23 protein-coding genes are annotated in these 21,030 nt (G+C 37.2%); 13 read left to right on the top strand and 10 right to left on the bottom strand.

All coding sequences use genetic code 11. The annotated features are described in order from the left end of the window. Window positions 1-31: 31 nt before the first annotated feature. From A9C19_RS16305 to A9C19_RS16295, 3 genes are read right to left on the bottom strand one after another with little or no spacing between them, the layout of a single operon-like run. Complete coding sequence (locus tag A9C19_RS16305; protein WP_072580925.1) at window positions 32-1,279, bottom strand: Ger(x)C family spore germination protein; 1,248 nt, start codon at window positions 1,277-1,279, stop codon at window positions 32-34. Further along, window positions 1,276-2,361 carry a GerAB/ArcD/ProY family transporter gene (locus A9C19_RS16300; protein WP_072580924.1) on the bottom strand — a complete coding sequence of 362 codons (1,086 nt, stop codon included), beginning with the start codon at window positions 2,359-2,361 and terminating at the stop codon, window positions 1,276-1,278. The genes A9C19_RS16305 and A9C19_RS16300 overlap by 4 nt, the downstream gene beginning before the upstream one ends. A 12-nt stretch (window positions 2,362-2,373) precedes the next feature. Continuing rightward, entirely contained in the window at window positions 2,374-3,822 is a 1,449-nt protein-coding gene (locus A9C19_RS16295; RefSeq protein WP_072580923.1) for a spore germination protein, read from the bottom strand. 158 nt (window positions 3,823-3,980) lie between these two features. Here A9C19_RS16295 and A9C19_RS16290 point away from each other — a divergent pair, with 158 nt between their 5' ends. Then, the gene (locus A9C19_RS16290; RefSeq protein ID WP_072580922.1) at window positions 3,981-4,466 is read left to right on the top strand and encodes a PCYCGC motif-containing (lipo)protein; all 486 of its coding nucleotides are present in this window, start codon (window positions 3,981-3,983) and stop codon (window positions 4,464-4,466) included. Window positions 4,467-4,650: 184 nt separating this feature from the next. Here A9C19_RS16290 and A9C19_RS16285 read toward each other — a convergent pair whose 3' ends face one another. From A9C19_RS16285 to A9C19_RS16275, 3 genes are all read right to left on the bottom strand, one after another. Beyond that, entirely contained in the window at window positions 4,651-4,980 is a 330-nt protein-coding gene (locus A9C19_RS16285; RefSeq protein ID WP_476727067.1) for a four-helix bundle copper-binding protein, read from the bottom strand. Between the two features lie 294 nt (window positions 4,981-5,274). Beyond that, a complete protein-coding gene (locus A9C19_RS16280) occupies window positions 5,275-5,625 on the bottom strand; it encodes an ArsR/SmtB family transcription factor (protein WP_072580920.1) in 351 nt (116 codons plus the stop codon). 323 nt (window positions 5,626-5,948) lie between these two features. After that, window positions 5,949-6,797, bottom strand: a complete 849-nt coding sequence (locus tag A9C19_RS16275) for a Cof-type HAD-IIB family hydrolase (RefSeq protein ID WP_072580919.1) — start codon at window positions 6,795-6,797, stop codon at window positions 5,949-5,951. Window positions 6,798-7,013: 216 nt separating this feature from the next. Here A9C19_RS16275 and A9C19_RS16270 point away from each other — a divergent pair, with 216 nt between their 5' ends. Then, on the top strand, window positions 7,014-7,997 hold the full coding sequence (locus A9C19_RS16270) for a Gfo/Idh/MocA family protein (protein ID WP_072580918.1): 984 nt from the start codon (window positions 7,014-7,016) through the stop codon (window positions 7,995-7,997). A 62-nt stretch (window positions 7,998-8,059) separates the two neighbouring features. Here A9C19_RS16270 and A9C19_RS16265 read toward each other — a convergent pair whose 3' ends face one another. Beyond that, window positions 8,060-9,604: a catalase gene (locus A9C19_RS16265; RefSeq protein ID WP_420835836.1), complete on the bottom strand. Its 1,545-nt coding sequence runs from the start codon at window positions 9,602-9,604 to the stop codon at window positions 8,060-8,062. A 335-nt stretch (window positions 9,605-9,939) separates the two neighbouring features. On the opposite strand from A9C19_RS16265, the gene A9C19_RS16260 reads away from it, so the two are divergent. From A9C19_RS16260 to A9C19_RS16240, 6 genes are all read left to right on the top strand, one after another. Beyond that, a complete protein-coding gene (locus A9C19_RS16260) occupies window positions 9,940-10,503 on the top strand; it encodes an RNA polymerase sigma factor (RefSeq protein WP_072580916.1) in 564 nt (187 codons plus the stop codon). Continuing rightward, window positions 10,496-11,227 carry an anti-sigma factor gene (locus A9C19_RS16255; protein WP_072580915.1) on the top strand — a complete coding sequence of 244 codons (732 nt, stop codon included), beginning with the start codon at window positions 10,496-10,498 and terminating at the stop codon, window positions 11,225-11,227. The genes A9C19_RS16260 and A9C19_RS16255 overlap by 8 nt, the downstream gene beginning before the upstream one ends. Before the next feature lie 67 nt (window positions 11,228-11,294). Next, window positions 11,295-11,426 (top strand): hypothetical protein, encoded by a 132-nt coding sequence (locus A9C19_RS22495; protein WP_267888729.1) that lies wholly within the window; start codon window positions 11,295-11,297, stop codon window positions 11,424-11,426. A gap of 250 nt (window positions 11,427-11,676) precedes the next feature. Beyond that, window positions 11,677-13,032 carry a copper amine oxidase gene (locus A9C19_RS16250; RefSeq protein ID WP_072581928.1) on the top strand — a complete coding sequence of 452 codons (1,356 nt, stop codon included), beginning with the start codon at window positions 11,677-11,679 and terminating at the stop codon, window positions 13,030-13,032. Between the two features lie 26 nt (window positions 13,033-13,058). Then, the gene (locus A9C19_RS16245; RefSeq protein ID WP_072580914.1) at window positions 13,059-13,724 is read left to right on the top strand and encodes a class F sortase; all 666 of its coding nucleotides are present in this window, start codon (window positions 13,059-13,061) and stop codon (window positions 13,722-13,724) included. A gap of 397 nt (window positions 13,725-14,121) precedes the next feature. Further along, a complete protein-coding gene (locus A9C19_RS16240; RefSeq protein WP_072580913.1) occupies window positions 14,122-14,334 on the top strand; it encodes a hypothetical protein in 213 nt (70 codons plus the stop codon). A gap of 33 nt (window positions 14,335-14,367) precedes the next feature. Here the strand turns inward: A9C19_RS16240 and A9C19_RS16235 are convergent, their stop codons facing one another. Both A9C19_RS16235 and A9C19_RS16230 read right to left on the bottom strand, forming a co-directional pair. Continuing rightward, entirely contained in the window at window positions 14,368-15,114 is a 747-nt protein-coding gene (locus tag A9C19_RS16235; RefSeq protein ID WP_072580912.1) for an STAS domain-containing protein, read from the bottom strand. Window positions 15,115-15,119: 5 nt separating this feature from the next. Further along, entirely contained in the window at window positions 15,120-15,830 is a 711-nt protein-coding gene (locus tag A9C19_RS16230; protein WP_083584410.1) for a cobalamin B12-binding domain-containing protein, read from the bottom strand. A gap of 164 nt (window positions 15,831-15,994) precedes the next feature. Here A9C19_RS16230 and A9C19_RS16225 point away from each other — a divergent pair, with 164 nt between their 5' ends. The 4 genes from A9C19_RS16225 to A9C19_RS16215 all read left to right on the top strand — a co-directional run bounded on the left by A9C19_RS16225 (window position 15,995) and on the right by A9C19_RS16215 (window position 18,702). Next, window positions 15,995-16,903, top strand: coding sequence for a YitT family protein (locus A9C19_RS16225; protein WP_072580911.1), 909 nt, complete (start codon window positions 15,995-15,997; stop codon window positions 16,901-16,903). Between the two features lie 174 nt (window positions 16,904-17,077). Further along, on the top strand, window positions 17,078-17,677 hold the full coding sequence (gene uptA / locus A9C19_RS16220) for an undecaprenyl phosphate transporter UptA (protein WP_072580910.1): 600 nt from the start codon (window positions 17,078-17,080) through the stop codon (window positions 17,675-17,677). An 81-nt stretch (window positions 17,678-17,758) separates the two neighbouring features. Further along, complete coding sequence (locus tag A9C19_RS21545; RefSeq protein WP_145925807.1) at window positions 17,759-17,926, top strand: transcriptional regulator SplA domain-containing protein; 168 nt, start codon at window positions 17,759-17,761, stop codon at window positions 17,924-17,926. Window positions 17,927-18,033: 107 nt separating this feature from the next. After that, a complete protein-coding gene (locus A9C19_RS16215) occupies window positions 18,034-18,702 on the top strand; it encodes an HAD family hydrolase (RefSeq protein WP_072580909.1) in 669 nt (222 codons plus the stop codon). A 72-nt stretch (window positions 18,703-18,774) separates the two neighbouring features. Here the strand turns inward: A9C19_RS16215 and A9C19_RS16210 are convergent, their stop codons facing one another. Then, window positions 18,775-20,241 (bottom strand): SulP family inorganic anion transporter, encoded by a 1,467-nt coding sequence (locus A9C19_RS16210; RefSeq protein WP_233499193.1) that lies wholly within the window; start codon window positions 20,239-20,241, stop codon window positions 18,775-18,777. A 310-nt stretch (window positions 20,242-20,551) separates the two neighbouring features. On the opposite strand from A9C19_RS16210, the gene A9C19_RS16205 reads away from it, so the two are divergent. Beyond that, entirely contained in the window at window positions 20,552-20,971 is a 420-nt protein-coding gene (locus A9C19_RS16205) for a universal stress protein (RefSeq protein ID WP_072580908.1), read from the top strand. Window positions 20,972-21,030 lie beyond the last annotated feature (59 nt).

Here is a 21,030-nt window from a genome sequence, read left to right as displayed (position 1 = left end):
ACTTGCAACGATATAGTGGTAAACCACGTTGTTAGTCCCTCACTTCATTGAGATTCGAATTTTTTACTAGTTTACCGAAACGGATTTTTTTGAGTGTAAAGTTTACGTGAACATTTGCATGTGGATAAATATTTTTGTTCCAATTAGCAGCTTCATAATCTTTAATACTTAAGAAATTTTTTCTAACATATAAAGACCAATAGAAAGGTTCTGTTCCATACTGTTCCTGCGTTTTTTGTACAAGTTCTCTCGCTTTTTGGTTTAGGTTACCCTCAATACTTTTTCGTAGCTTTTCTTTATTTTCTTCTGTTGAATAGTTTACCAAGCTTGGCACTGCCAACACTTCAATTTCAAAGGGAACAGTAATAGAAACATCACTTGGGCCATTCTTTCTATAGGTAATATCCACTTTATTTTTCTTTTTCTTTATAAAACGTGTTGCAATTCTTTGATTACTGTCGATAGGGTCAGGGTAGGTCGCAAGAATATCTTCTAGTTTACTTGTATGGTCAAGAATAAGGGCTAATCTTGTTTCTTGCCCGTCAATAACATCGATCATTTTTCCTTCTTTGAATACAGCTGATCCCATGAACTGAGTTCTGTCCCCAATTAATTGAGGAATTTCACCTGCGATATATTCATCTTCAAAACCATTTTCCTTTTTTTTATCCACGATTGTTGTTGCATAGATCGCGAGAAATAAGTCTGCGTCACCTTCTGTTAGCTGGAAGAAACGGTGCACATCACCTTTGGGAATTATCCCTGTTTCCCTTGCTCGATTTAGCATGAGTTGAAAGTATTTATGTGGACGGGTTTCTAACGTTGGGTCATTGTTAATTAGAAATTCGCTCGCTTTTTCCTTACTCACGATAATCTGAACACCTCTGCGTAGCTCTGATGATCTTGTGACTGATTGCATGATTCTTAAAAACTGTTCTGTACGTGCTAACTCTTCGGACACAACAATAATTTGCGTATGATCGACACTTATTTGTCTTGAAACAAAAGAATTCGCAGCATTTATGGCTGTTAAAATATCATTGGCTTGAAGTGTGACGGTTTGCTGAGGTTGTTCATTAGAACCCCCACCCGTAATAGCGCTCCCAACCTCTGGATTGGCAATTTGAAACGTAATGTTTAGTTGAGTAGAAGACGTGTCATCAGCTCCTTTATCTAACCCAATTCCAATAACGTAGCCTTGTTCTTCTAGCTCCTTTTTATCAAAGCAACCGACTAAGAGAAAAGATAAGCATAGGAATCCCCACAAAGCTCTTTTCATTTAGTATCACCCTTCCATTTATAAGCGATCCATAAACAAAAAGGTAAAAAGATAAAGAGTGGTGTGATGAGCGTCAAAAATTGGTCACGAATGACAAGAACATTAACCATAGGATTTTCGGGAATAATGCCAATTGCAATAACTAAATAACTGAATGGAAGTAAGAAAGGTTTAAATTTTTTAATAGTAAATACCTCCCCGAATAGCCAAGCAATCATATAAAGGTAAATGATAAAACGTATGAAAGTACCTATTAACCAAAAAGCCATAAAAAATGTTTCAATATTTGAGAGATAATTTCCCAAAGTAATAAATTGGGTTACTTCATGAAATAAGAAAGCATTTTTATCAATTGATTTGTAATCAAAAAGTGTACAGTACAATAGGAAAAAGAGGGTTAATTCAGTAACAGAAACCACGCTTCCCCATAACATTCCTTTATGAAAGTCTTCTCTTTGCTTAAACGATGTATAGGCTAAAGGTAAAATGAATAATTCACCATAAATGGATGCTTTTGAAATACTTTCGAAAATTAATGGTGTAAATCCATCGCCAAAGAGAGGGAAAATTCTTAGAAAAACTGTTTCTTTCAAAATTAGCAACATCAAAAAAAGTAAGGCCAATTTTACATAAGGCAAGATCAAGAAGGCCGTTGTTCCAATCACATTAAAACCTTTCCTTGCTCCAAAATAACAGACGAGCATAAAAATGGCATAAAGGATGACAGTAGGTGATTCTTGAAAGTAAACCGTCCCCAATACATCGATTGTACTTCGGCTGTCGATAGCTAAAGCAATGAATGCGATAAAAAATATAAGGAGACCAATACTTCCTCCAACGATATTCCCAAAGAGGTGCTTCAAAAGCTGAACAAAATTCTTGTCCTCATATTGTTTAATAACATGCAATAGAAGGAGGAGGGAGGGAAGAATCACAAGAAAAGATAAAATTGGAACCATCCAAAATGCATTCTTTGTTTCTTGTGCCAACAGGGCAGGTGTCATATCAGACAGCTTGATGCCGATTAGTAATAAAATCATTGCAAATAACTCTCTTGCCCTTAATGAAGGACGTGGTAGCATAGTTTCACTCACCTAATCTTCTTGTTTTCTTATATCCTTTGGAAGCAGATAGTTTGGACGATATTTTTCTTTTTTAAGTATAGGCCTGAAAAACGTATCATTAGATGATAAAGAATAGGGTGATGCAGGAGATAGAAATGGAACACCAAAGGATCGTAAAGAGAATAAATACATCACCCACAATAAAAAAGCACCAGTCAGAGAATAGATCCCATAAAAGGATGCTGCAAAAATAAAAATAAACCTTGTTAAACGAACTGTATAATTAAAGCTAATATCCGAAATGGTGAACGAGGATAATCCTGATAAGGATACAACAATGATAATAATCGGACTAATGACGTTTGCTTGAACAGCAGCTTGGCCAATAATAATGGCGCCAACAATTCCAATTGTCGGACCTAAAGGACTCGGTATTCTTAGACCTGCCTCTCGTATAAGCTCAAAGGCAAATTCCATAATAAATACTTCTAAAACCGCAGGGAAAGGGACTCGTTCTCTTGCGCTCGCAATCGCCAATAATAAATCCATTGGAACCATTTCACTATGAAAATTAGTAATAGCAATGTAAATGGCTGAAGTAAAGAGCGTAATAAAAATGGCAATCATCCGAATGAATCTTGAGAAATTTCCAAATGAGAACCGCAAATATCGATCCTCGGGTGAATGGAAAAATGCCCAAAATGTAACAGGTAAAATTAAACAGGAGGATGAATTCTCCATTAATAAAGTGATATAGCCATCCTCTAAAAAGGTTGATGCACGATCAGGTCTTTCCGTATACAGGATGGTTGGAATTAATGAGTAGGGTCTTTCTTCAAGGTGCTGCTCAAGTAATTCCACATTTCGTACTGTATCCACTTTTATCTCCTTTAGTCGTGTACGAATGAGGTTCACAAGCTGTTCATTTGCAAGATCTTTGATATACATCATGGTTACGTCATTAGGAAATCTTTCTCCTACAGTAATTGATTCAGCAATTAACTGATGCTGAAGTGTCCGCTTCCGAATAAGGGATAAATTAGTCCCCAAAGACTCCGTAAATGCTTCTTTAGGACCTTTTACAACATTTTCATTCGTAGGTTTTTCAATACCGCGGTGCTGGAATTGGGCGACATCCATTGTGTAAGCTACTGATGAATGAGCTAAAAATAAGATAGCTTTCCCAGCTTGGATGGATACTATAGCATCTTGTAAACGAGTGATTTTTTCGGTTTTATCAAAAGGTAAACGTAAATCAATATCTCCTTCTTGCCATTGTAATAAAGGGGACAAGATTTGTTCTTGAATCATACTTCGATCAACAATTGAGGAATAATAGCACAAATAAGCGCATCTCTCTCTTTGTAACTGGAGGCTATGACAAGTGAAATCTGAATTTATTCCATAGGAAAATTGATCCTTAATCTCTTTTATCGTTTCTTCAACATCTTGTGAAATAAGTTGAGTAGAATCATTCATGTAGTTTCACATTTCCTTTACCATTTTGTTACTTGTAATGTTTGTGTAAGGAAGGATAATTATGTATCAACATGAAAATATCGCATATAAATGGCAATTCCATGAAAGGTATTGTTGAATAAAGAATCAGGAAGTATGATAGGAAAAGAGGTGAGGAGATGAGAGTGAAAAGTATAATAATAGTATGTCTTGTTATAATGGGTGTAGTAAGTGGATGTTCAAAAGAGGAATTGTCAGGTAAAGAAGATCACCACGATGCTCATAGTGCATCTCATGATATACGAGAAGAAACGACTGGAACGGATGCTTTACCTTCCTTTTTAGAAAGCCAGCCAGAGGACATTCAAATTATTTATCAAGCAGCTGCTAAGCACGAAGATTTACTAGAATTTATTCCGTGTTACTGTGGCTGTGGCGAAACTGCAAACCACAAGAATAATTATGATTGCTTTGTATTTAATAAGAAAGAGAATGGGAGTTTAGTGTGGGATGACCACGGAACAAAGTGTGGGGTTTGTTTAGAAATTGCTGCCCAGTCTATTCTTGATTATCAAGAAGGCAAATCATTGAAAGAAATTAGAGAAAAAATTGATACTCAATATAAATCTGGTTATGCAAAGCCAACTCCTACTCCAGAAGTATAAATAGGAAAGAGACTGGGACAAAACAAAGAGCCAGGCACCCTTTGATACAAACTATTGTGTGCACTAGATAAATCAGTGCGTACATATAGTCGTTACGATAAGGTGCCAGGCACTTCTGTCCCAGCCTCTTTTGTTGTATTTACCGTGTAAATCTCCTTCTAAGTGATCTGGTTGACACGGATGCTTACGCGCTCATATTGCGACAAAGATTGGCACATCGATAACAAGCCTCTGCACACTTTCTACAATGATCATGCGGGTGCTTGTCACATTCTTTTGCACACGCTTCACAGACGTCTGCACATAATTTGCATATTTCCATCATAAATGGGCTATGAGTTTGCATGCTAGTGATGGCTACACGACAAATATCTGCACATTCACGATCAAGCTTAATACACTCCGTCATTTCTTTTACATGATCTTCTTCGAGACAAGCAGAATAACAGGCATTACTTGCAGTCATTGCTTCTATACAGGCTTGTATACATTCTTGTATTTGTTGGTGATTCACGTTCCATTCCTCCTTGTAAGCTTTTGTATACATTCATATACCCGTCACTACATGAAGCAAACATACTAACAAGTAGTTGAAAAGTAAATGTCGAGAAACTTAGTCAGCGAGGATAAGAGTTTACTTATTATGGTGTTATTATCATAGAGAGATTTCTTTAAGTTACTTTGTAAATAGGAAAACAAAATCTAATTTTAACACTCCAAGCCTAAAACTCAATTCGTACTCTCACCCAAATAAAAAAACGAGCCAGTGAGCATGTAACGACAGACAAATGCTCACCGGCTAGTTGATCTAAGCTATGGGTTTTGTTTCAGAATTATCACTTCTAAATAAGCAACAAAGCTCTTCCGATAAGAGATGATTAATCTCTGCATGGTTTAACGAATAATAACTCCAGGTTCCTCTTGTTTCTTTAAGAAGAATTTTTGCTTCGAATAGAATTTTCAAATGATAAGAAAGCTTTGATTGTGTCATGTCCATTAATGGTGCTAAATCGCATACGCACATTTCTCCACGTTGTGTAAGGATATTCATGATCTGAAGTCTTTTTTTATCAGCAAGTGCTTTAAATTTCATTTCATACGTGGTGAAAGTACTTTCTAAAGAAAGATCCTTAAAAGGAATATTAGAGTTCTGAGTCATAATGTACACCTTTTCTTTTTAAAGATAATTGTCAGTTTACTAACAAGGCAAGCGATTAGTGAAAATTATTATAGCATACAAGGAGTGAAAGGGTCTCTTCATAAGTATTACATTTTTTAGGGGATTATTAAAGAAGTAGTATGCTGGACAATTCGTCCATAGTGTATGGATCAGATAAATAAAAAAGGCGGCTGGGACAAAACAAAGAGCCAGGCACCCACGAATACAATCTATTGTGTACACTAGATAAATCAGTGCGTACATATAGTCGTTACGATAAGGTGCCAGGCACTTCTGTCCCAACCTCTTTTGTATTATTTTTTTTAAATATATTCCCGAATGGCATGTGCGACACCGTGTTCGTTGTTCGTAAGTGTGACGACATCTGCCATTTCTTTTACAGTTGGATCTGCGTTCCCCATGGCAACGGAAAGACCTGCTACTTCAAGCATCGGGACATCATTGAAGTTATCACCGATTGCAACTGTATCTTCGATTGGGATGTTAAAATATTCTGCCATAACTTTCACACCATTGCCTTTATGGCCGTTCACATCCATAATTTCAATATTATAAGGACCGGAAGTTGTAACTGAAATCCCCTTTACATCTTTTAGACATGTAATCAGTTCGTTTTTACCAGAAAGTGTTGGGACGAAGAATTTCTGAATTGTTACCTCAGAGTTGCTAAGAATATCTTCGACTTTTTCAAAGTGTTTTATAGTATCGGTTTCTTTTGGTTGCTCTGTCATAAATTTATATTCTTTTTCCGTTAATCCTTTGGCTATGTCTGGATTTTCTTCTAAAAAGACAAGCATACGTTCAGACCATGTTTTTGCTACAAAAATTCCTTTGTTTGTATAAATTTTAAAAGGGAATTTTTGTTCGTTTAGGATTTTAGCAACGGATTGAACGATTTCCTTTTGAATGGATACTTGGCTTAGTAGTTTACCATCTGCGATGACCATCGTTCCGTTACTGCCTGCAATAGGACATTCTAATGGAGTTTTCTCAAGGACGATTTTAATATCTTCTGGAGCACGACCAGAGCAAATCATCACAATATGCCCAGCTTCTTGAGCCTCTTGAAGAGCTTTTATATTTTCTTGTGATATTTCTATGTGAGAGGAAAGTAAGGTCCCGTCTAGGTCAATTGCAATTAGCTTTTTCATTTGTAAGCACTCCTTTAAATTTGTGTAGGTAAGCTTGTATGTTTGGTATGTATTACTAAGTAAATCTTAATTCAATTATCTATTATGACATATATTTTCCTTATTCATGAGAAAAACGCATAAATTTATTGAAGTAATCTTGTGTGACTTGCTTTTTCTTTTACCTAAAAAAGGCTATACTTGCCATGGATATAGTTATGATAGGAGGAAGACGATATGGTACGATTCGGAATGATCGGTACGAACTGGATTACTGAGAGCTTTATAAGTGCAGCGAGTAAAGTGGAGGATTTTCAGCTTACAGCTGTGTATTCAAGAACGAGTGAGAAGGCGGAGGAGTTTGCAAGGAAATATCATGCAGCACATACGTATACGGATTTAGATGAATTTGCAAAAAGCGAAGAGTTTGATGCCGTGTATCTAGCGAGTCCTAATTCACTACATGCTTCACAAGCGATTAAGCTGATGAAAAATGGAAAGCATGTACTTTGCGAGAAGCCGATTGCTTCAAATGTAAAAGAAGTGGAAGAGATGGTTAGAGTTGCAAAAGAACATAACGTTGTTTTAATGGAGGCGGTGAAAACAACGTTATTACCAAATTTTCTTGCTATACGTGATCATCTACATAAGATTGGGAAGGTTAGACGTTATTTTGCAAGCTACTGCCAGTACTCTTCTCGCTATGATAAATATAAAGCAGGAACAGTGCTTAATGCTTTTAAGCCGGAATTTTCTAATGGATCGCTAATGGATATTGGCATCTATTGTGTATACCCAGCGGTTGCTTTGTTTGGAGCACCAAATGACGTAAAGGCTTCTAGCTATATGCTAGATTCAGGAGTAGACGGGGAAGGAAGCCTGCTCTTAACATACGATGACATGGATGCAGTTATCATGTATTCAAAAATCACAAACTCTTATATTCCATCTGAAATTCAAGGAGAGAATGGAAGTATCATTATTGATAAAATTCATACACCTGAGCATGTGAAGATTCACTATAAAGATGGAACAGTAGAAGATATTACGAGAGAACAAGATAGTGAAAGTATGTACTATGAAGCGAAGGAATTTATGGAGCTTGTAAACGAGAATAAGCTTCAGTCATCGATGAACTCTCATGACAATACGTGCCAAACAGCGGCAATCCTCGAAAAAGCACGTAAGCAAATCGGACTGGTGTATCCAGCAGATAAGTAAAAAAGAGTAAAAGGTGCCAGTCCCCCAGTGCTTTAACGCGATGGGGGACTGGCACCTTCATATTAGTAAGAATCTGTTGAGTGACCTTCGTTTTCTGCTTTTTTCACAGCATCTTCCATCTTGTTGTCCATTTTTGCATGTTTAAGTCCTTCTTCAACACGCTTTCCGTAGTCTTCATCACATTTGTAGAACATCTCGACCATTGTTTCTTTAATTTCCTGGTGACACATTTTTAAGTTTTCTACTAAGTTCATAATTAACTCGTCACGCTCTAAATCTGAAAACTCGCGGTATGTTTCACCGGCTTGCTTAAAGTTGTTTTCTCGATCAATCTTCTGACGTACGAGTTTACCTTCAATATGTGGCTCATGGTCTTTCCCATCCTTTGGAGCTTCCTTTAAGCCACCAAGAATGGATGGCTCATAGTTAACATGTGGGTTTTGGTGTTTGCCCATGTCTACCTTGTATTCCATTTGTCCATCACGTTGATTAGTCGACACATGCTTCTTCGGTGAATTGATCGGTAATTGCAGATAGTTTGAACCAACACGATAGCGTTGTGTATCTGAATAAGAATACGTACGTCCCTGTAAAAGCTTGTCATCAGAGAAGTCTAACCCATCGACTAATACCCCTGTACCAAAGGCAGCCTGCTCAACTTCAGCAAAATAATTTTGTGGATTTTTGTTTAAGACCATTTTACCAACAGGTACCCATGGGATTTGATCCTTTGGCCAAATTTTTGTAGGATCAAGTGGATCAAAGTCAAGCTCAGGATGATCATCATCACTTAGAATCTGAACATACATTTCCCATTCAGGATGCTCACCACGCTCAATTGCTTCGTATAGATCCTGTGTACCATGATTGAAATTCGTACCTTGAATTTCATCAGCTTCCTTTTGAAGTAAATTCTTAATTCCTTGCTTAGGCTCCCAGTGATATTTAACGAGCACTGCTTCACCTTCAGAATTCACCCATTTATATGTATTTACGCCAGAGCCTTGCATTTCACGATAGTTAGCAGGAATACCCCATGGTGAGAATAAGAACGTAATCATATGCATTGCTTCAGGTGTTTGACTAATAAAATCAAAGATTCTCTCACTGTCTTGAATATTTGTTACAGGATCTGGTTTAAATGCATGAACAAGATCAGGGAATTTTAATGGATCACGAATAAAGAAAATTTTCAAGTTATTTCCCACTAAATCCCAGTTACCATCCTCTGTGTAAAATTTCACGGCAAAACCACGTGGATCTCGTAACGTCTCTGGAGAATGACCTCCATGGATAACAGAAGAAAAGCGGACAAATACAGGTGTTTGCTTTCCTTTTTCCTGGAATAATTTCGCACGTGTATACTTCGAGATGGGTTCATCACCGAAGGATCCATATGCCTCAAAATAACCATGTGCACCGGCACCTCGAGCGTGTACAACACGTTCTGGTGTACGTTCGCGGTCAAAGTGACTAATCTTTTCTAGAAAATCATAATTCTCTAATGTAGTTGGACCGCGATTTCCAACCGTTCGAACATTCTGATTGTCAGTTACAGGATGCCCTTGACGATTTGTTAATGTGTCATCTGTTTCATTCGTACCCATACGACTGTTTAAAGAATCACCAACACCTTCAATTGACGTGCCAAATTCCTCATTATTCGAGTGATCTTTCTTCAATGGATTGCCTCCCTAACAAATAGTTTTCAACATCATCATTTATTTGCTAATACAGCCAATTTTATACAAAAAGATGATCGAAAATAGAATTTCATTCGTTTACTTCCTATAAGGGGACTAAAATGTAAGGATGGTGAACGTGGCTCCAACAATCCTTTTTTCCTTTTTTACCTGAAAAACACTTAAGGATAAACTTGCAATAAGCCAGGTATTTCTTAAATGTGCTATTCTAAGAGAAACAAATAAAAAAGGAGATCCATATGATTGAGAAGGACGATGCAGTATTATATGTAGAGACAATCAATAAAGATCGTGTGGCGTTTGAGGCACTGTATGATCGGTACGAAAGATTGATCTATTCCTTTGCTTATAAAATGACAAATGATTCCGCATTAACAGAAGAAATTGTCCAAGATGTCTTTTTAAAGCTTTGGAATGGAACGAATGTTTATGATGAAAAGAAAGGGAAATTTTCATCCTGGCTATTAACCATTACACGCAATAAAGCAATTGATGAGATACGTAAACGAAAACGACATACACATGAGGAAATAATTGATAAAGATGCGTTAACTCAACAAGGAAAAACCGTAGAGGAAAAGGCAGAATGGAACGAACAAAAGCAAGTCATCCAGAAAGCGGTGAATCAATTAAAAATAGATCAACAGCAAATTATCGACTTATTTTACTTTAAAGGCTTAAGTCAGCAGAAAATAGCTGATCAATGTGAATTACCATTAGGAACCGTAAAGGGAAGGATACGAATGGCTTTAAACCATCTTAGGAAAATGCTAGATAAGGAAGGAGGGGCATCACATGAATAACGAAGCTTGCTATAATCTTATTGATTATTACAATAGAACGTTGACAAAAGAGGAAATGCAGAAATTTGAACAACACTTAAGCACCTGTTCCGAATGTCAAAGTGAACTTGAAGAACTTACTATGTTAACAGAAGACCTCCCTTTTCTATCGGAGCCAGTTGAAGTACCTAAAGAAATGAAAGCAAGAATATTCGCAGAGATCTTTGAGGAAGAACAAGACGCAAAAGTAATAGATTTTCAACCAAAGACAGATGTGGAACCTGTAAAAACCAAGAGATCACGTTTTATTATGCCAACAATTGCAGCTGCTTTACTTGTTTCTCTTATCACGAACATCTATCTGCTTACTGAGAGAAACGAAAAACCAATTGCAGAAAGTGGTGAAATGATTCAAGCTTCACAAGTAACCTTATTACCTACTACAGAAGGTGAGCAAGCGGTAGCTATTGCGTCCTTACTGAATGAGGAAGGAAATCAATCACTGCTACTACAAGCATCGAACCTACCGACACTGAGTGAAAATGAAGTGTATCAAGTTTGGGTCATTGAAGGCGAACAGCCATATCCCGCAGGAGCTTTCCAACCAAATGACTCAGGACAAGGAACCTTAACATATTCTTTAGAGGAAGTAGAGGGGAAATGGGACACAATCGCTATTACGGTTGAGAAAGAAGAAAATCTCCCTGTACCTGCAGGAGAAATTGTTTTAGCAGGAAAACTTTAAAAAAGAATGATTTTCCTCTTTTTGATTACACTATTATGGTGAATAGCTTAAGAAAAGAGGGATACAAATGGTACAGCGAGATAGTCATAAAAATCAACAAAAGCGAATGAAAAAAGCAAGTGACGCGATTAACACAGATAAAGATTTTGGCAACGATTTAGCTGAAAAACAACATAATGAAAAAACGTCAAAGAAATAATGAAATAATGAGAAGCCTGAGCTGGTGAACATGCAGCTCAGGCTTTTTATTGTTTAAATGGTTTAGGTGCTTGATTTCCTCGAACTGGAAGGCGATGAATTTTATTAAGTTAAAAGCCCTTTTAAATAGCAGCAAAAGGATGAAAAACTCCTACGTCATAAAAAAATTAAAAAAACTTTTTAAAAAAGTGATCCACTTTATTTTTCCCCTCGTTAGCTTAGTAGAAAATTTTGAAAGGGGAAATGAAAAGATGAAAATGAAACCAACACTTTTAGCAGTACCATTAAGTTTATCTTTATTAGTACCAGTACAAGGGGCTTTTGCAGCAGATCATGCAAGTCATACGATGATGAGCGGATCTGAAGCAGTAGCAACACCAGCAGCAGAGCTTCGTACAACATTAGGTCATTTACTTAGTGAGCACGCATACTTAGCTGTTGAGGTTATGAGAAACGGTGCACTGGGTGCAAAGGATTTTGAAGCATCTGTTGGAGCATTAAGTGAGAATACAGAAGAATTATCAGCAGCCATTGCTTCTGTATACGGTGAGGAAGCTGGGGAGCAATTTAATGGAATGTGGGAAGAACATATTGGCTTTTTCGTTGATTATGTAACAGCAACAGCAGAAAATGATGAAGCGAAAAAAGAAGAAGCGTTAACTAATTTAGATACTTACCGTGAGAAATTTTCACAGTTCCTAGAAACGGCTACTGGAGAGAGACTAGAAGCAAGTGGTCTTGCAGAAGGATTACAAATGCATGTTAACCAACTAGTGGGTGCGTTTGATTCATACTTAGCAGAGGATTTTGATAAAGCCTACGAATATGAAAGAGAAGCGATTTCACATATGCATATGGTAGCAAAAGGATTATCAAATGCTATTACAGATCAATTCCCAGAAAAATTCGAATCAACGATGGCAGTTACACCAGCTGTAGATTTACGAGCAACTTTAAATCATTTATTAACAGAGCATGCAGGATTAGCAGTTGTAGCGATGCAGCAAGGGGCGGACGGTGCTGATGATTTTGAAGCGGCAGCAAATGCACTTAATACGAATACAGAAGATTTATCAGCAGCCATTGCTTCCGTATATGGGGATGAAGCAGGAGAGCAATTTAAGACGATGTGGTCGAATCATATTGGTTTCTTTGTTGATTATGTAAAAGCAACCGGGGCAAATGATGAAGCAGCGAAAAAAGAGGCACTAGAAAACCTAGATGGATATAGAGCAGAGTTTTCATCCTTTTTAGAAACAGCAACGGATGGCCGTCTTAAATCAGACGCATTAGCTGAAGGATTACAAATGCATGTGGGACAATTAGTTATGGCTTTTGACTCTTATGTTGAAGGTGACTATGAAAAAGCATACGACTCCATTCGTGAAGCTTATGCACATATGTTAAACCCAGCAAAAGGATTGTCTGGAGCATTTGTCGATCAATTTCCTGATAAATTCAAAATGATGATGCCAGAAGAAATGCCAAAAACAGGTATGGGTGGTACTGCAAGCAACATGTCAGGCGAATGGGCTGTTTATGGTATCCTTTTAGCCATTCTTGCTAGCATGGGTGTAGTTATTAGGAAAAAAGTACAGCAAGACTAATAGAGTACTAGCTGAGGTGTATGCATATGTGGCGAATAGCCATAAGTATCTTTGTCATTCTTGTTTTATCAGCTTGTCAAGAGCCGGAAGTAACCAAAGAAACGACCAATGAAGAAATTGGTTCAGATATAACAGGAATAGAAGAAAAGGCCGTAGAGGAAAAGGAAGAGGGCCAGCAAACAAAAACGTCATCGATAACACCTATGACTACTAAAAATGACAAACCCATTATACGCGATCAAAGAGAGGGAATAAAACCAACGACAATCTCTATTCCCTCGATTAAGGTAGAAGCAAACATAGAAGATGTAGGTTTACTTGATAATGGGCAAATGGGTGTTCCGGAGGATTTTAACCAAGTTGGTTGGTTTAAAGAAGGAATTATGCCCGGAGAACAAGGAAATGCTGTTTTAGCAGGGCATGTGGATAGTAAAACTGGTCCGGCTATTTTCTATCGATTAGATCAGTTATCTGTTGGTGATGAAGTAACTGTCCAGGATGAAAATGGAAAGACTCTTACCTTTGTCGTATATGATAAAAAAAGCTTTGAAACGGAAACCGCACCAGTACAAAAAATCTTTGGTTTCTCCTATCGAAGTCAATTAAACCTCATTACATGTACCGGATCCTTTAACAGGGAGAAAGGCACACATGAGGAGAGATTGGTTGTCTATACGGTTTTGAAAACCTAAATATCAATTAGCAGAGCAAGAAATGTCTCAAGATTAGGGATATTGAACAAAAAACCTCGAACTGACTTAGAGTTGTCCTCTAAATCAGCTCGGGGTTTTTTAGGATTTCGTTAAGGATGGGTGGATGGATGGGTGGATATTGAGTAAGCTGAGCGGAGTGGAAATGTGGTAAATCGGTGTTTAACGGGTTCTTATTAAATAGAAATGAGAGAATAAAGCTCAAGAAGTAAAAACGTACTAATTTTGTGAGTGGTAGGTTACATGCTCTTAAAAGATAGGAATCTATCCAAATTTTTATTGAAATTTAGGCTGGTCAGAGCCTTGATTGGGTATTTGTAGATGTATTTCTTGATGAGGTAAGGTTGTATCCCGCGATTATGGGGGTCTATCCGCGATTATGAGGGGTCTATCCGCGATAATGGGGGTTCTATCCGCGATTATGGGAGTTCTATCCGCGATTATGGGGGCTCTATCCGCGATTATGAGTGTTCTATCCGCGATTAGACTAAAACCGACAATTTCCGCCCCTCCCCCCGATGCGCGGTTAAAGGTGCCTGGCCCCCACTCCATTAAAGCGCAAAAGCATAGTAGGGACCAAGGGACCAGATAGGACCAGATAACTTACTCTCACAACGACTAGACTTTAGATGACAAAGGAGCGGATTGCTTCGTTTAGATTTCTTAAGTAATCTGTTCCAGTTTCAATAGAGGTTTGGTGGATTACTTTTGCATGGGCTGGCTTGACTCCAATAATATAGGAGCTAGCTCCCATCAATTCAATGGAGGTAGTTAACTGGCGTAATTCATTTATTCCTTCGGTTGTAATTTCACCCACTCCATGAAAATCAAATAATACCTTATCAATTGGACTATGTTTTATTTTCTGAAGGATTTTAAGGTTGTTCTTATCTATAAGCTCCTTCTCTAAATCTCCGAAAAGAGGAACGAGTATTATTTGATCGGTTAATGTGATTGATGGTGCTGATAAATCCATGATTTTTGCTAAAGATTCCTCTAGCTGCTCTTTTTTGTCGAGCAGTTCAAAGTTTGTATCTGATAATCGTTTTCTATGTTTTTCAACGGCATCGATAAGCTGTTGAATTCGTCCATCCTGTTCAATACAAACAATATGTCCTTTCTCATTAACCCAGTTTATTTTTAATTGGAATAAAGCAAAAGAGGACTCCAAGGTGGACATTACTAACTCCGTTGATTTCTTTTCTTTTGCCACTAAGATTCGCTTTGCTTTTTCTTGGCTTTCCTTATCTATAAATGTTAAGAGATTATCGGAATGACCAAATAGATCATGAGCTTGATGTGAAGACTCAAGGATTGTTAGGTCTTGATTAATGATAAAATAAGGTAGCGGTATATGTTTGATGTCAGACATATCAATTACACTCCTTGTGATGAATGGTTCAAAAGCCAGCTGTGCAATTCAGTAAGTGTTGGGAATAATTTGGTATTTTCTGAGCAATAGGCTGTAAAGTCATAGTTTGCTAATAGACGTCCGCCTACCATAACAATTGGCTTATGAGAAAGCTTCTCAAGAGCGTGTATGTAAGTTGATAAAAGCTCAGCGTGATACCATATTGAAAAGGATAGACCAATTATGCTTGGCTGCCATTTCTCTGCGGCCTTTAATGCATCCTCTAGAGGCAAATTGGCACCAAGTAACCGTGTTTTCCAGCCATATTCCTCAAAAACTTGTGAAACCATTTTAAGTCCAATATCATGCTGTTCATTTTCCAAGCACATGAACATTGCTTTTTTTTCACGAAGCTGCTTGATGGTTTGTGTGTGTTTAAGCTCATGTTGAAATCGTGCTAATATATATTCACATGTCGAAGTTGCAAGATGTTCGTCTGCAACAGAGATTTGATCTGTTTCCCATAACTCTCCAATGTGCTGCATAGCTTTTGTTATGAGCTCTTCAAAAAGCTGTGTTCTATTATTATATGAATGTATTGCATTCATTGCAGCTTCCCATGCGGCATCCTCATTACCTTCAAGTAGAAAGCCTGCAAATATTTTAGCGTTCCAAGCCACATTATCACCTCTACCACTAGGGTTAAAGCTTTTTCTATTCCTTTGGCTTTCATCCATTTTCGCTTCCTCTTCTATCTTATCATATAATTCCTTTTCTAGTTGTTATGCGGCCTTGACTATTTCTTAGTGCAAGACGTTATAATCCACTTCTGCAGCCTGCTAGGGTATAATGAAAAATAATAAAGAAATCGACTCAATTGATGACGAAGGTGGGGGATTATATGTCAGAAGTATCGTCAGAAGTATCGTTAGAGTTACAAAGGCAACTGAAGCAGCATCAAGGATTATCAAAAGCGCAAATCCTTAAACGAGGTCTTTTTATTTTTATTGGAGCTTTGTTAATGGCTGTAGGTCTAGAAATTTTCCTAGTTCCCAATCAAGTAATTGATGGAGGTATTGTAGGGATTTCCATCATACTTTCCCATTTACTCGGTTGGCAGCTTGGTTTATTTATATTCTTACTCAATATTCCCTTCTTCTTTATTGGCTACAAGCAGATTGGTAAAACGTTTGCTGTCTCTACACTATTTGGTATCACGATCCTCTCTATTGCAACGGCTTTACTTCATCCAGTCCCTGCATTTACAGAAGACCTTCTTCTCGCAACTGTATTTGGTGGAATTATTTTAGGAATTGGAGTAGGAATTGTCATTCGGTATGGAGGTTCCTTAGATGGTACTGAAATTTTAGCGATTCTGGCCAATAAAAAGCTCCCGTTCTCTGTTGGCGAAACAATTATGTTTTTCAATATTTTCATACTTGGTAGCGCCGGCTTTGTGTTTGGTTGGAACAGAGCAATGTATTCACTTATTGCCTACTTTGTTGCGTTTAAGACAATTGACGTAGTCATTCAAGGTCTTGACGAATCAAAGTCAGCTTGGATTATTAGTGAAAACTACCGGGAGATTGGTGATGCCATAATAGCCAGACTCGGGCGTGGGGTGACCTACCTTAATGGAGAAGGAGCATACACTGGAGATGATAAGAAAGTGATTTTCTGTATCATTACTCGACTTGAGGAAGCAAAATTAAAATCGATTGTTGAGGAGCATGATACATCAGCCTTTTTAGCTGTAGCAAATATATCTGAAGTGAGAGGCGGACGCTTTAAAAAGAAAGATATTCACTAATCTATATCGTTTATTGGAAAGCACCTATTGTTTAGGTGTTTTTTTCGTCCATTTTTTAGCTTAGTTCTAAGCCCTGATTCAAAGAATTTTTCTCTACTATTTTCTTCACCTTGTTCATATTTATGTAGAGATGGACAAGGTCGAATGAGACATATAAATAAGGGTGTGAAAAAGATGGAAGCTGTCATAATTGATGTATTAGAGTGGTTAACTGGTCTCGGTTACGTAGGAATTGCGATAGGTTTGATGCTAGAGGTGATTCCGAGTGAAATTGTCTTAGCGTATGGTGGGTATATGGTTGTTCTCGGAAGAATTGAAATGCTTGGTGCTGTTTTAGCTGGTGTAGTAGGTGGGACATTAGCTCAGATTTTCTTGTATTGGCTAGGAAGTATTGGAGGAAGGCCCTTTCTTGAGAAGTATGGAAAATATTTGTTTATAAACAAGCATCACTTGGATCTATCTGAGTCTTGGTTCGAAAAATATGGATCTGGTGTTATTTTTGGTGCGAGGTTCATTCCAGTTGTGAGACATGCGATTAGTATCCCTGCAGGTATAGCGAAAATGTCTTTATGGAAATTCACAGTGTATACTGCTGCTGCCATGATCCCTTGGACGATCTTATTTTTATATCTGGGAATGGAGCTCGGGAGTAATTGGATGTATATTAAAGAAGCAGCAAAGCCAATGATGACCCCTCTCATTTGTATTATTTGTTTAGCATTTGTGGTTTATTTTGTATCAAGACGCTTTAAGAAACCTCCAATAAATGAGTAGCCGGCTCTTAAAGAAGTACATATATTCACCGGTCATGGGAATGATGAAAAAGAGTAAATTTGTTATAAGGGGGCTTATTTCATGACTGAGAAGGATAAAGATTTTTACAACAATGAAGTCTTTGCACAAGCAGAAGTAGTACAACATCCAAAGGAAGAAAACCATTCAGCATTAATTCTAACACAATCATTTCATTTGTTATCACATGACGATCTACCAGATGAAGTTCAAAAAGATTCTCTCCACTAATAAATTTCTTCACGTTCAGTGTGTCGACTGAACGTTTTTTTTATGTTAATCTCGAAACTCTTCTCTTCTAAAATATGGTAGAATTTTCATGGGAGGGAGGAGAGAATATGAAAGCCTTGTTTTTTGACTTAGATAACACACTTTTAGACCGAGATGAATCAGTTAAATCATTTATAGACGATCAGTATGAAAGACTTCGTTCTCATGTTGGACATATCTTAAAAGAAGAATATACGACTCGTTTCTTGGAATTAGATCAGTTTGGTTATGTATGGAAGGATAAGGTATACAAACAGCTTGTGGAAGAGTATCGCATACAAGGGATAACCTGGGAGGAGCTTTTACAGGATTATTTATCGTCTTTTAGAAATCATTGTTTGTCTTTTAATCATTTACATGCTGTCTTAATAGAGCTTACAAACAAAGGGTATAAGCTAGGCATGATTTCAAATGGTTTTAGTGATTTTCAAAGAGGGAATATAAGGGCATTAAAGATAGAGAAATATTTTCATTCGATTATTATTTCTGAGGATTTAGGAATCAAGAAGCCAGATTTGACCATTTTCTTAAAGGGGCTTGAAGAGGTTGGGGTAGCACCTGAGGAAAGTTTCTTTGTTGGTGATCATCCAGCTAATGATATTGAAGCACCAAAAAAACTTGGATTTAAGACAATCTGGAAGAAGAACAAGCATTTTCATGATGTGAAATCAGATTATAAAATAGAAGATTTATCAGAAATTATCCATATTTTACATAAAAAAAGAAGTCTGATCTAGATCAGACTTCTTTTTTTGGTAGTGCATCGATATTCAACTCCAGGGACTAACTAAATCATTTACCCTTTTATCTTAGTGATTCGCCATTTTGGCATTTGCTTTATCATATACAGCTAGTTTTTTAACGAGAGTTGAGCTGTCTTTGTTTAACCCTACAATCTTAACGGTTATACCATTTTGTTTATACTTTAACACAATCTTATCAATTGCACCTACTGCTGAATCATCCCATAAGTGGGCATGACTAAAATCAATAATAATCTCTTTTGCTTGATCTTTAAAGTTAAAGCTTGATACAAGTTCTGTGACGGATGCGAAGAATAATTGTCCTTTTACAAAATAGGATTTTGTCGTCCCATTTTGAGATGATTCTACTTTTACTTTAGAAATTTTAGCAGCAAAGAAAATGGCACTTAATAGCACCCCTGCTAATACTCCTTTAGATAAATCGTGTGTAATGACAACAGTACCTACTGTTACGACCATAACAGCCGTATCTGTAATAGGCATGATGTGTAGCTTTCTAAGGGACGACCAATCAAAAGTCCCAATTGATACCATAATCATGACTCCAACAAGGGCAGCCATAGGAATTTGCACAAGAATGTTATTTAATAATAAGATAAGCACCATTAAGAACATACCGGCTACAAGTGTAGATAAGCGACCACGGCCACCTGATTTTACGTTAATAACAGATTGACCAATCATAGCACAGCCTGCCATACCACCGAAGAAGCCAGCAACAATATTGGCTATTCCTTGTCCTTTCGCTTCTTGGTTTTTATTGCTTTCAGTATCAGTCATATCATCTACAATTTGTGCCGTTAACAAGGATTCTAATAGACCCACCATTGCTAAGGCAATTGAGTAAGGGAAGATGATTTGTAATGTTTCAAAGTTTAACGGGATGTCTGGGAGCAAAAACATTGGTAGTGCTTGTGTTAACTCACCCATATCACCAACAGTTCGTACAGAAACGCCAGATAAAATTGCAAAGACTGTCATGACAATAATTGCAACTAGTGGAGACGGAATAGCCTTAGTAAACCTAGGTAAGATATAGATGATCGCTAATGAACCAGCTACCATTGCGTACATAATCCACGTTTCACCTACAAAGTGAGGTAATTGAGACGTGAAAATTAGAATCGCCAAGGCATTCACAAATCCCACCATAACGGAACGTGGGATAAATTTCATTAACCGATCTACTTTGAAAAATCCTAATATAATCTGGATAATCCCTGTGAGAATCGTAGCAGCAAGTAAATACTGCAGTCCATAATCAGCTACTAATGTCACCATGACAAGTGCCATAGCCCCTGTTGCGGCAGATATCATTCCAGGTCTTCCTCCAACAAATGCAATGACAACTGCAATACAAAAGGAGGCGTACAATCCGACCATAGGATCAACACCTGCAATAATTGAGAAGGCAATCGCTTCTGGAATAAGTGCTAAGGCAACAACGATACCTGATAACACATCTCCACGGATGTTCCCAAACCATTGTTCTTTTAATGTTTGTGTGTTCAAAACAGCACCTCTTTCATTTATCATTTTTTTATTTTCTATTTTGTGACTTTCAACTCTCATGAAAGTCGGGTCCGTTATTAACGGAAAGTATTATATCACTGAAACCCTGAAATATGTAATCTTATGTAAGCGTATAAATTTTAGTTATTCTCTTATTATCTCTTGAATACTATGTAATAATAGCTAAAATGATATTTTATATAAATAGATGAAGTAAAATATGGATACGAATGGAGGGAAAGATGTTTTAACATATATTCACTTAGGAGGTGTTGTTGTAAAATAATAGAAAAGGAGTGGAGGGGAAACGATGTTCAAAAAAATTTTATTAGCGACAGATGGATCAGACCATGCGTTGCGAGCCGCAATAAAAGCGAGTGACATTGCAAAATTAACTTCGGATGCAAAAATAACGGTTGTCTATGTAATCGATGGTACTCAATCAAAATCTGATGTTTTAAGTACTGAAGATAAAGAAGCGCTTTATGAAAAGCGTCAAAGAAAGCTACGACCTACAGAAGAGATGCTACAAGAAGTAGGAGTATCATATGAAGTGAAGGTGTTAAAAGGGGAGCCAGGTCCAGAAATTGTCCATTTTGCAAATCAAGAACAATATGATTTAGTTGTCATTGGAAGTAGAGGGTTAAATGCTCTACAAGAAATGGTTCTAGGTAGTGTAAGTCATAAGGTGGCAAAACGTGTAGAATGTCCAGTAATGATTGTAAAGTAAAATGAGGCCGTGATTTGGAAACAAAAAAAGCTGACCTTTAACTTCATATAAATCGTAAG

It is taken from the genome of Bacillus weihaiensis, from assembly GCF_001889165.1.
Classification (GTDB): Bacteria; Bacillota; Bacilli; order Bacillales; family Bacillaceae; genus Metabacillus; species Metabacillus weihaiensis.
This window is presented reverse-complemented; position numbering and strand designations above follow the sequence as displayed.

Bases quoted from the DNA above. Each gene is read 5' to 3' on its own strand.
- A9C19_RS16230 (WP_083584410.1), bottom strand. From the start codon at position 15,830: ATGGATGAAAGCCAAAGGAATAGAAAAAGCTTTAACCCTAGTGGTAGA.
- A9C19_RS16265 (WP_420835836.1), bottom strand. From the start codon at position 9,604: ATGGGTACGAATGAAACAGATGACACATTAACAAATCGTCAAGGGCAT.
- A9C19_RS16290 (WP_072580922.1), top strand. From the start codon at position 3,981: ATGAGAGTGAAAAGTATAATAATAGTATGTCTTGTTATAATGGGTGTA.
- A9C19_RS16215 (WP_072580909.1), top strand. From the start codon at position 18,034: ATGAAAGCCTTGTTTTTTGACTTAGATAACACACTTTTAGACCGAGAT.
- A9C19_RS16245 (WP_072580914.1), top strand. From the start codon at position 13,059: ATGTGGCGAATAGCCATAAGTATCTTTGTCATTCTTGTTTTATCAGCT.
- A9C19_RS16305 (WP_072580925.1), bottom strand. From the start codon at position 1,279: ATGAAAAGAGCTTTGTGGGGATTCCTATGCTTATCTTTTCTCTTAGTC.
- A9C19_RS16270 (WP_072580918.1), top strand. From the start codon at position 7,014: ATGGTACGATTCGGAATGATCGGTACGAACTGGATTACTGAGAGCTTT.
- A9C19_RS16235 (WP_072580912.1), bottom strand. From the start codon at position 15,114: ATGTCTGACATCAAACATATACCGCTACCTTATTTTATCATTAATCAA.
- A9C19_RS21545 (WP_145925807.1), top strand. From the start codon at position 17,759: ATGACTGAGAAGGATAAAGATTTTTACAACAATGAAGTCTTTGCACAA.
- A9C19_RS22495 (WP_267888729.1), top strand. From the start codon at position 11,295: ATGGTACAGCGAGATAGTCATAAAAATCAACAAAAGCGAATGAAAAAA.
- A9C19_RS16295 (WP_072580923.1), bottom strand. From the start codon at position 3,822: ATGAATGATTCTACTCAACTTATTTCACAAGATGTTGAAGAAACGATA.
- A9C19_RS16250 (WP_072581928.1), top strand. From the start codon at position 11,677: ATGAAAATGAAACCAACACTTTTAGCAGTACCATTAAGTTTATCTTTA.
- A9C19_RS16225 (WP_072580911.1), top strand. From the start codon at position 15,995: ATGTCAGAAGTATCGTCAGAAGTATCGTTAGAGTTACAAAGGCAACTG.
- A9C19_RS16300 (WP_072580924.1), bottom strand. From the start codon at position 2,361: ATGCTACCACGTCCTTCATTAAGGGCAAGAGAGTTATTTGCAATGATT.
- A9C19_RS16260 (WP_072580916.1), top strand. From the start codon at position 9,940: ATGATTGAGAAGGACGATGCAGTATTATATGTAGAGACAATCAATAAA.
- uptA (WP_072580910.1), top strand. From the start codon at position 17,078: ATGGAAGCTGTCATAATTGATGTATTAGAGTGGTTAACTGGTCTCGGT.
- A9C19_RS16275 (WP_072580919.1), bottom strand. From the start codon at position 6,797: ATGAAAAAGCTAATTGCAATTGACCTAGACGGGACCTTACTTTCCTCT.
- A9C19_RS16205 (WP_072580908.1), top strand. From the start codon at position 20,552: ATGTTCAAAAAAATTTTATTAGCGACAGATGGATCAGACCATGCGTTG.
- A9C19_RS16280 (WP_072580920.1), bottom strand. From the start codon at position 5,625: ATGACTCAGAACTCTAATATTCCTTTTAAGGATCTTTCTTTAGAAAGT.
- A9C19_RS16240 (WP_072580913.1), top strand. From the start codon at position 14,122: ATGAGGGGTCTATCCGCGATAATGGGGGTTCTATCCGCGATTATGGGA.
- A9C19_RS16255 (WP_072580915.1), top strand. From the start codon at position 10,496: ATGAATAACGAAGCTTGCTATAATCTTATTGATTATTACAATAGAACG.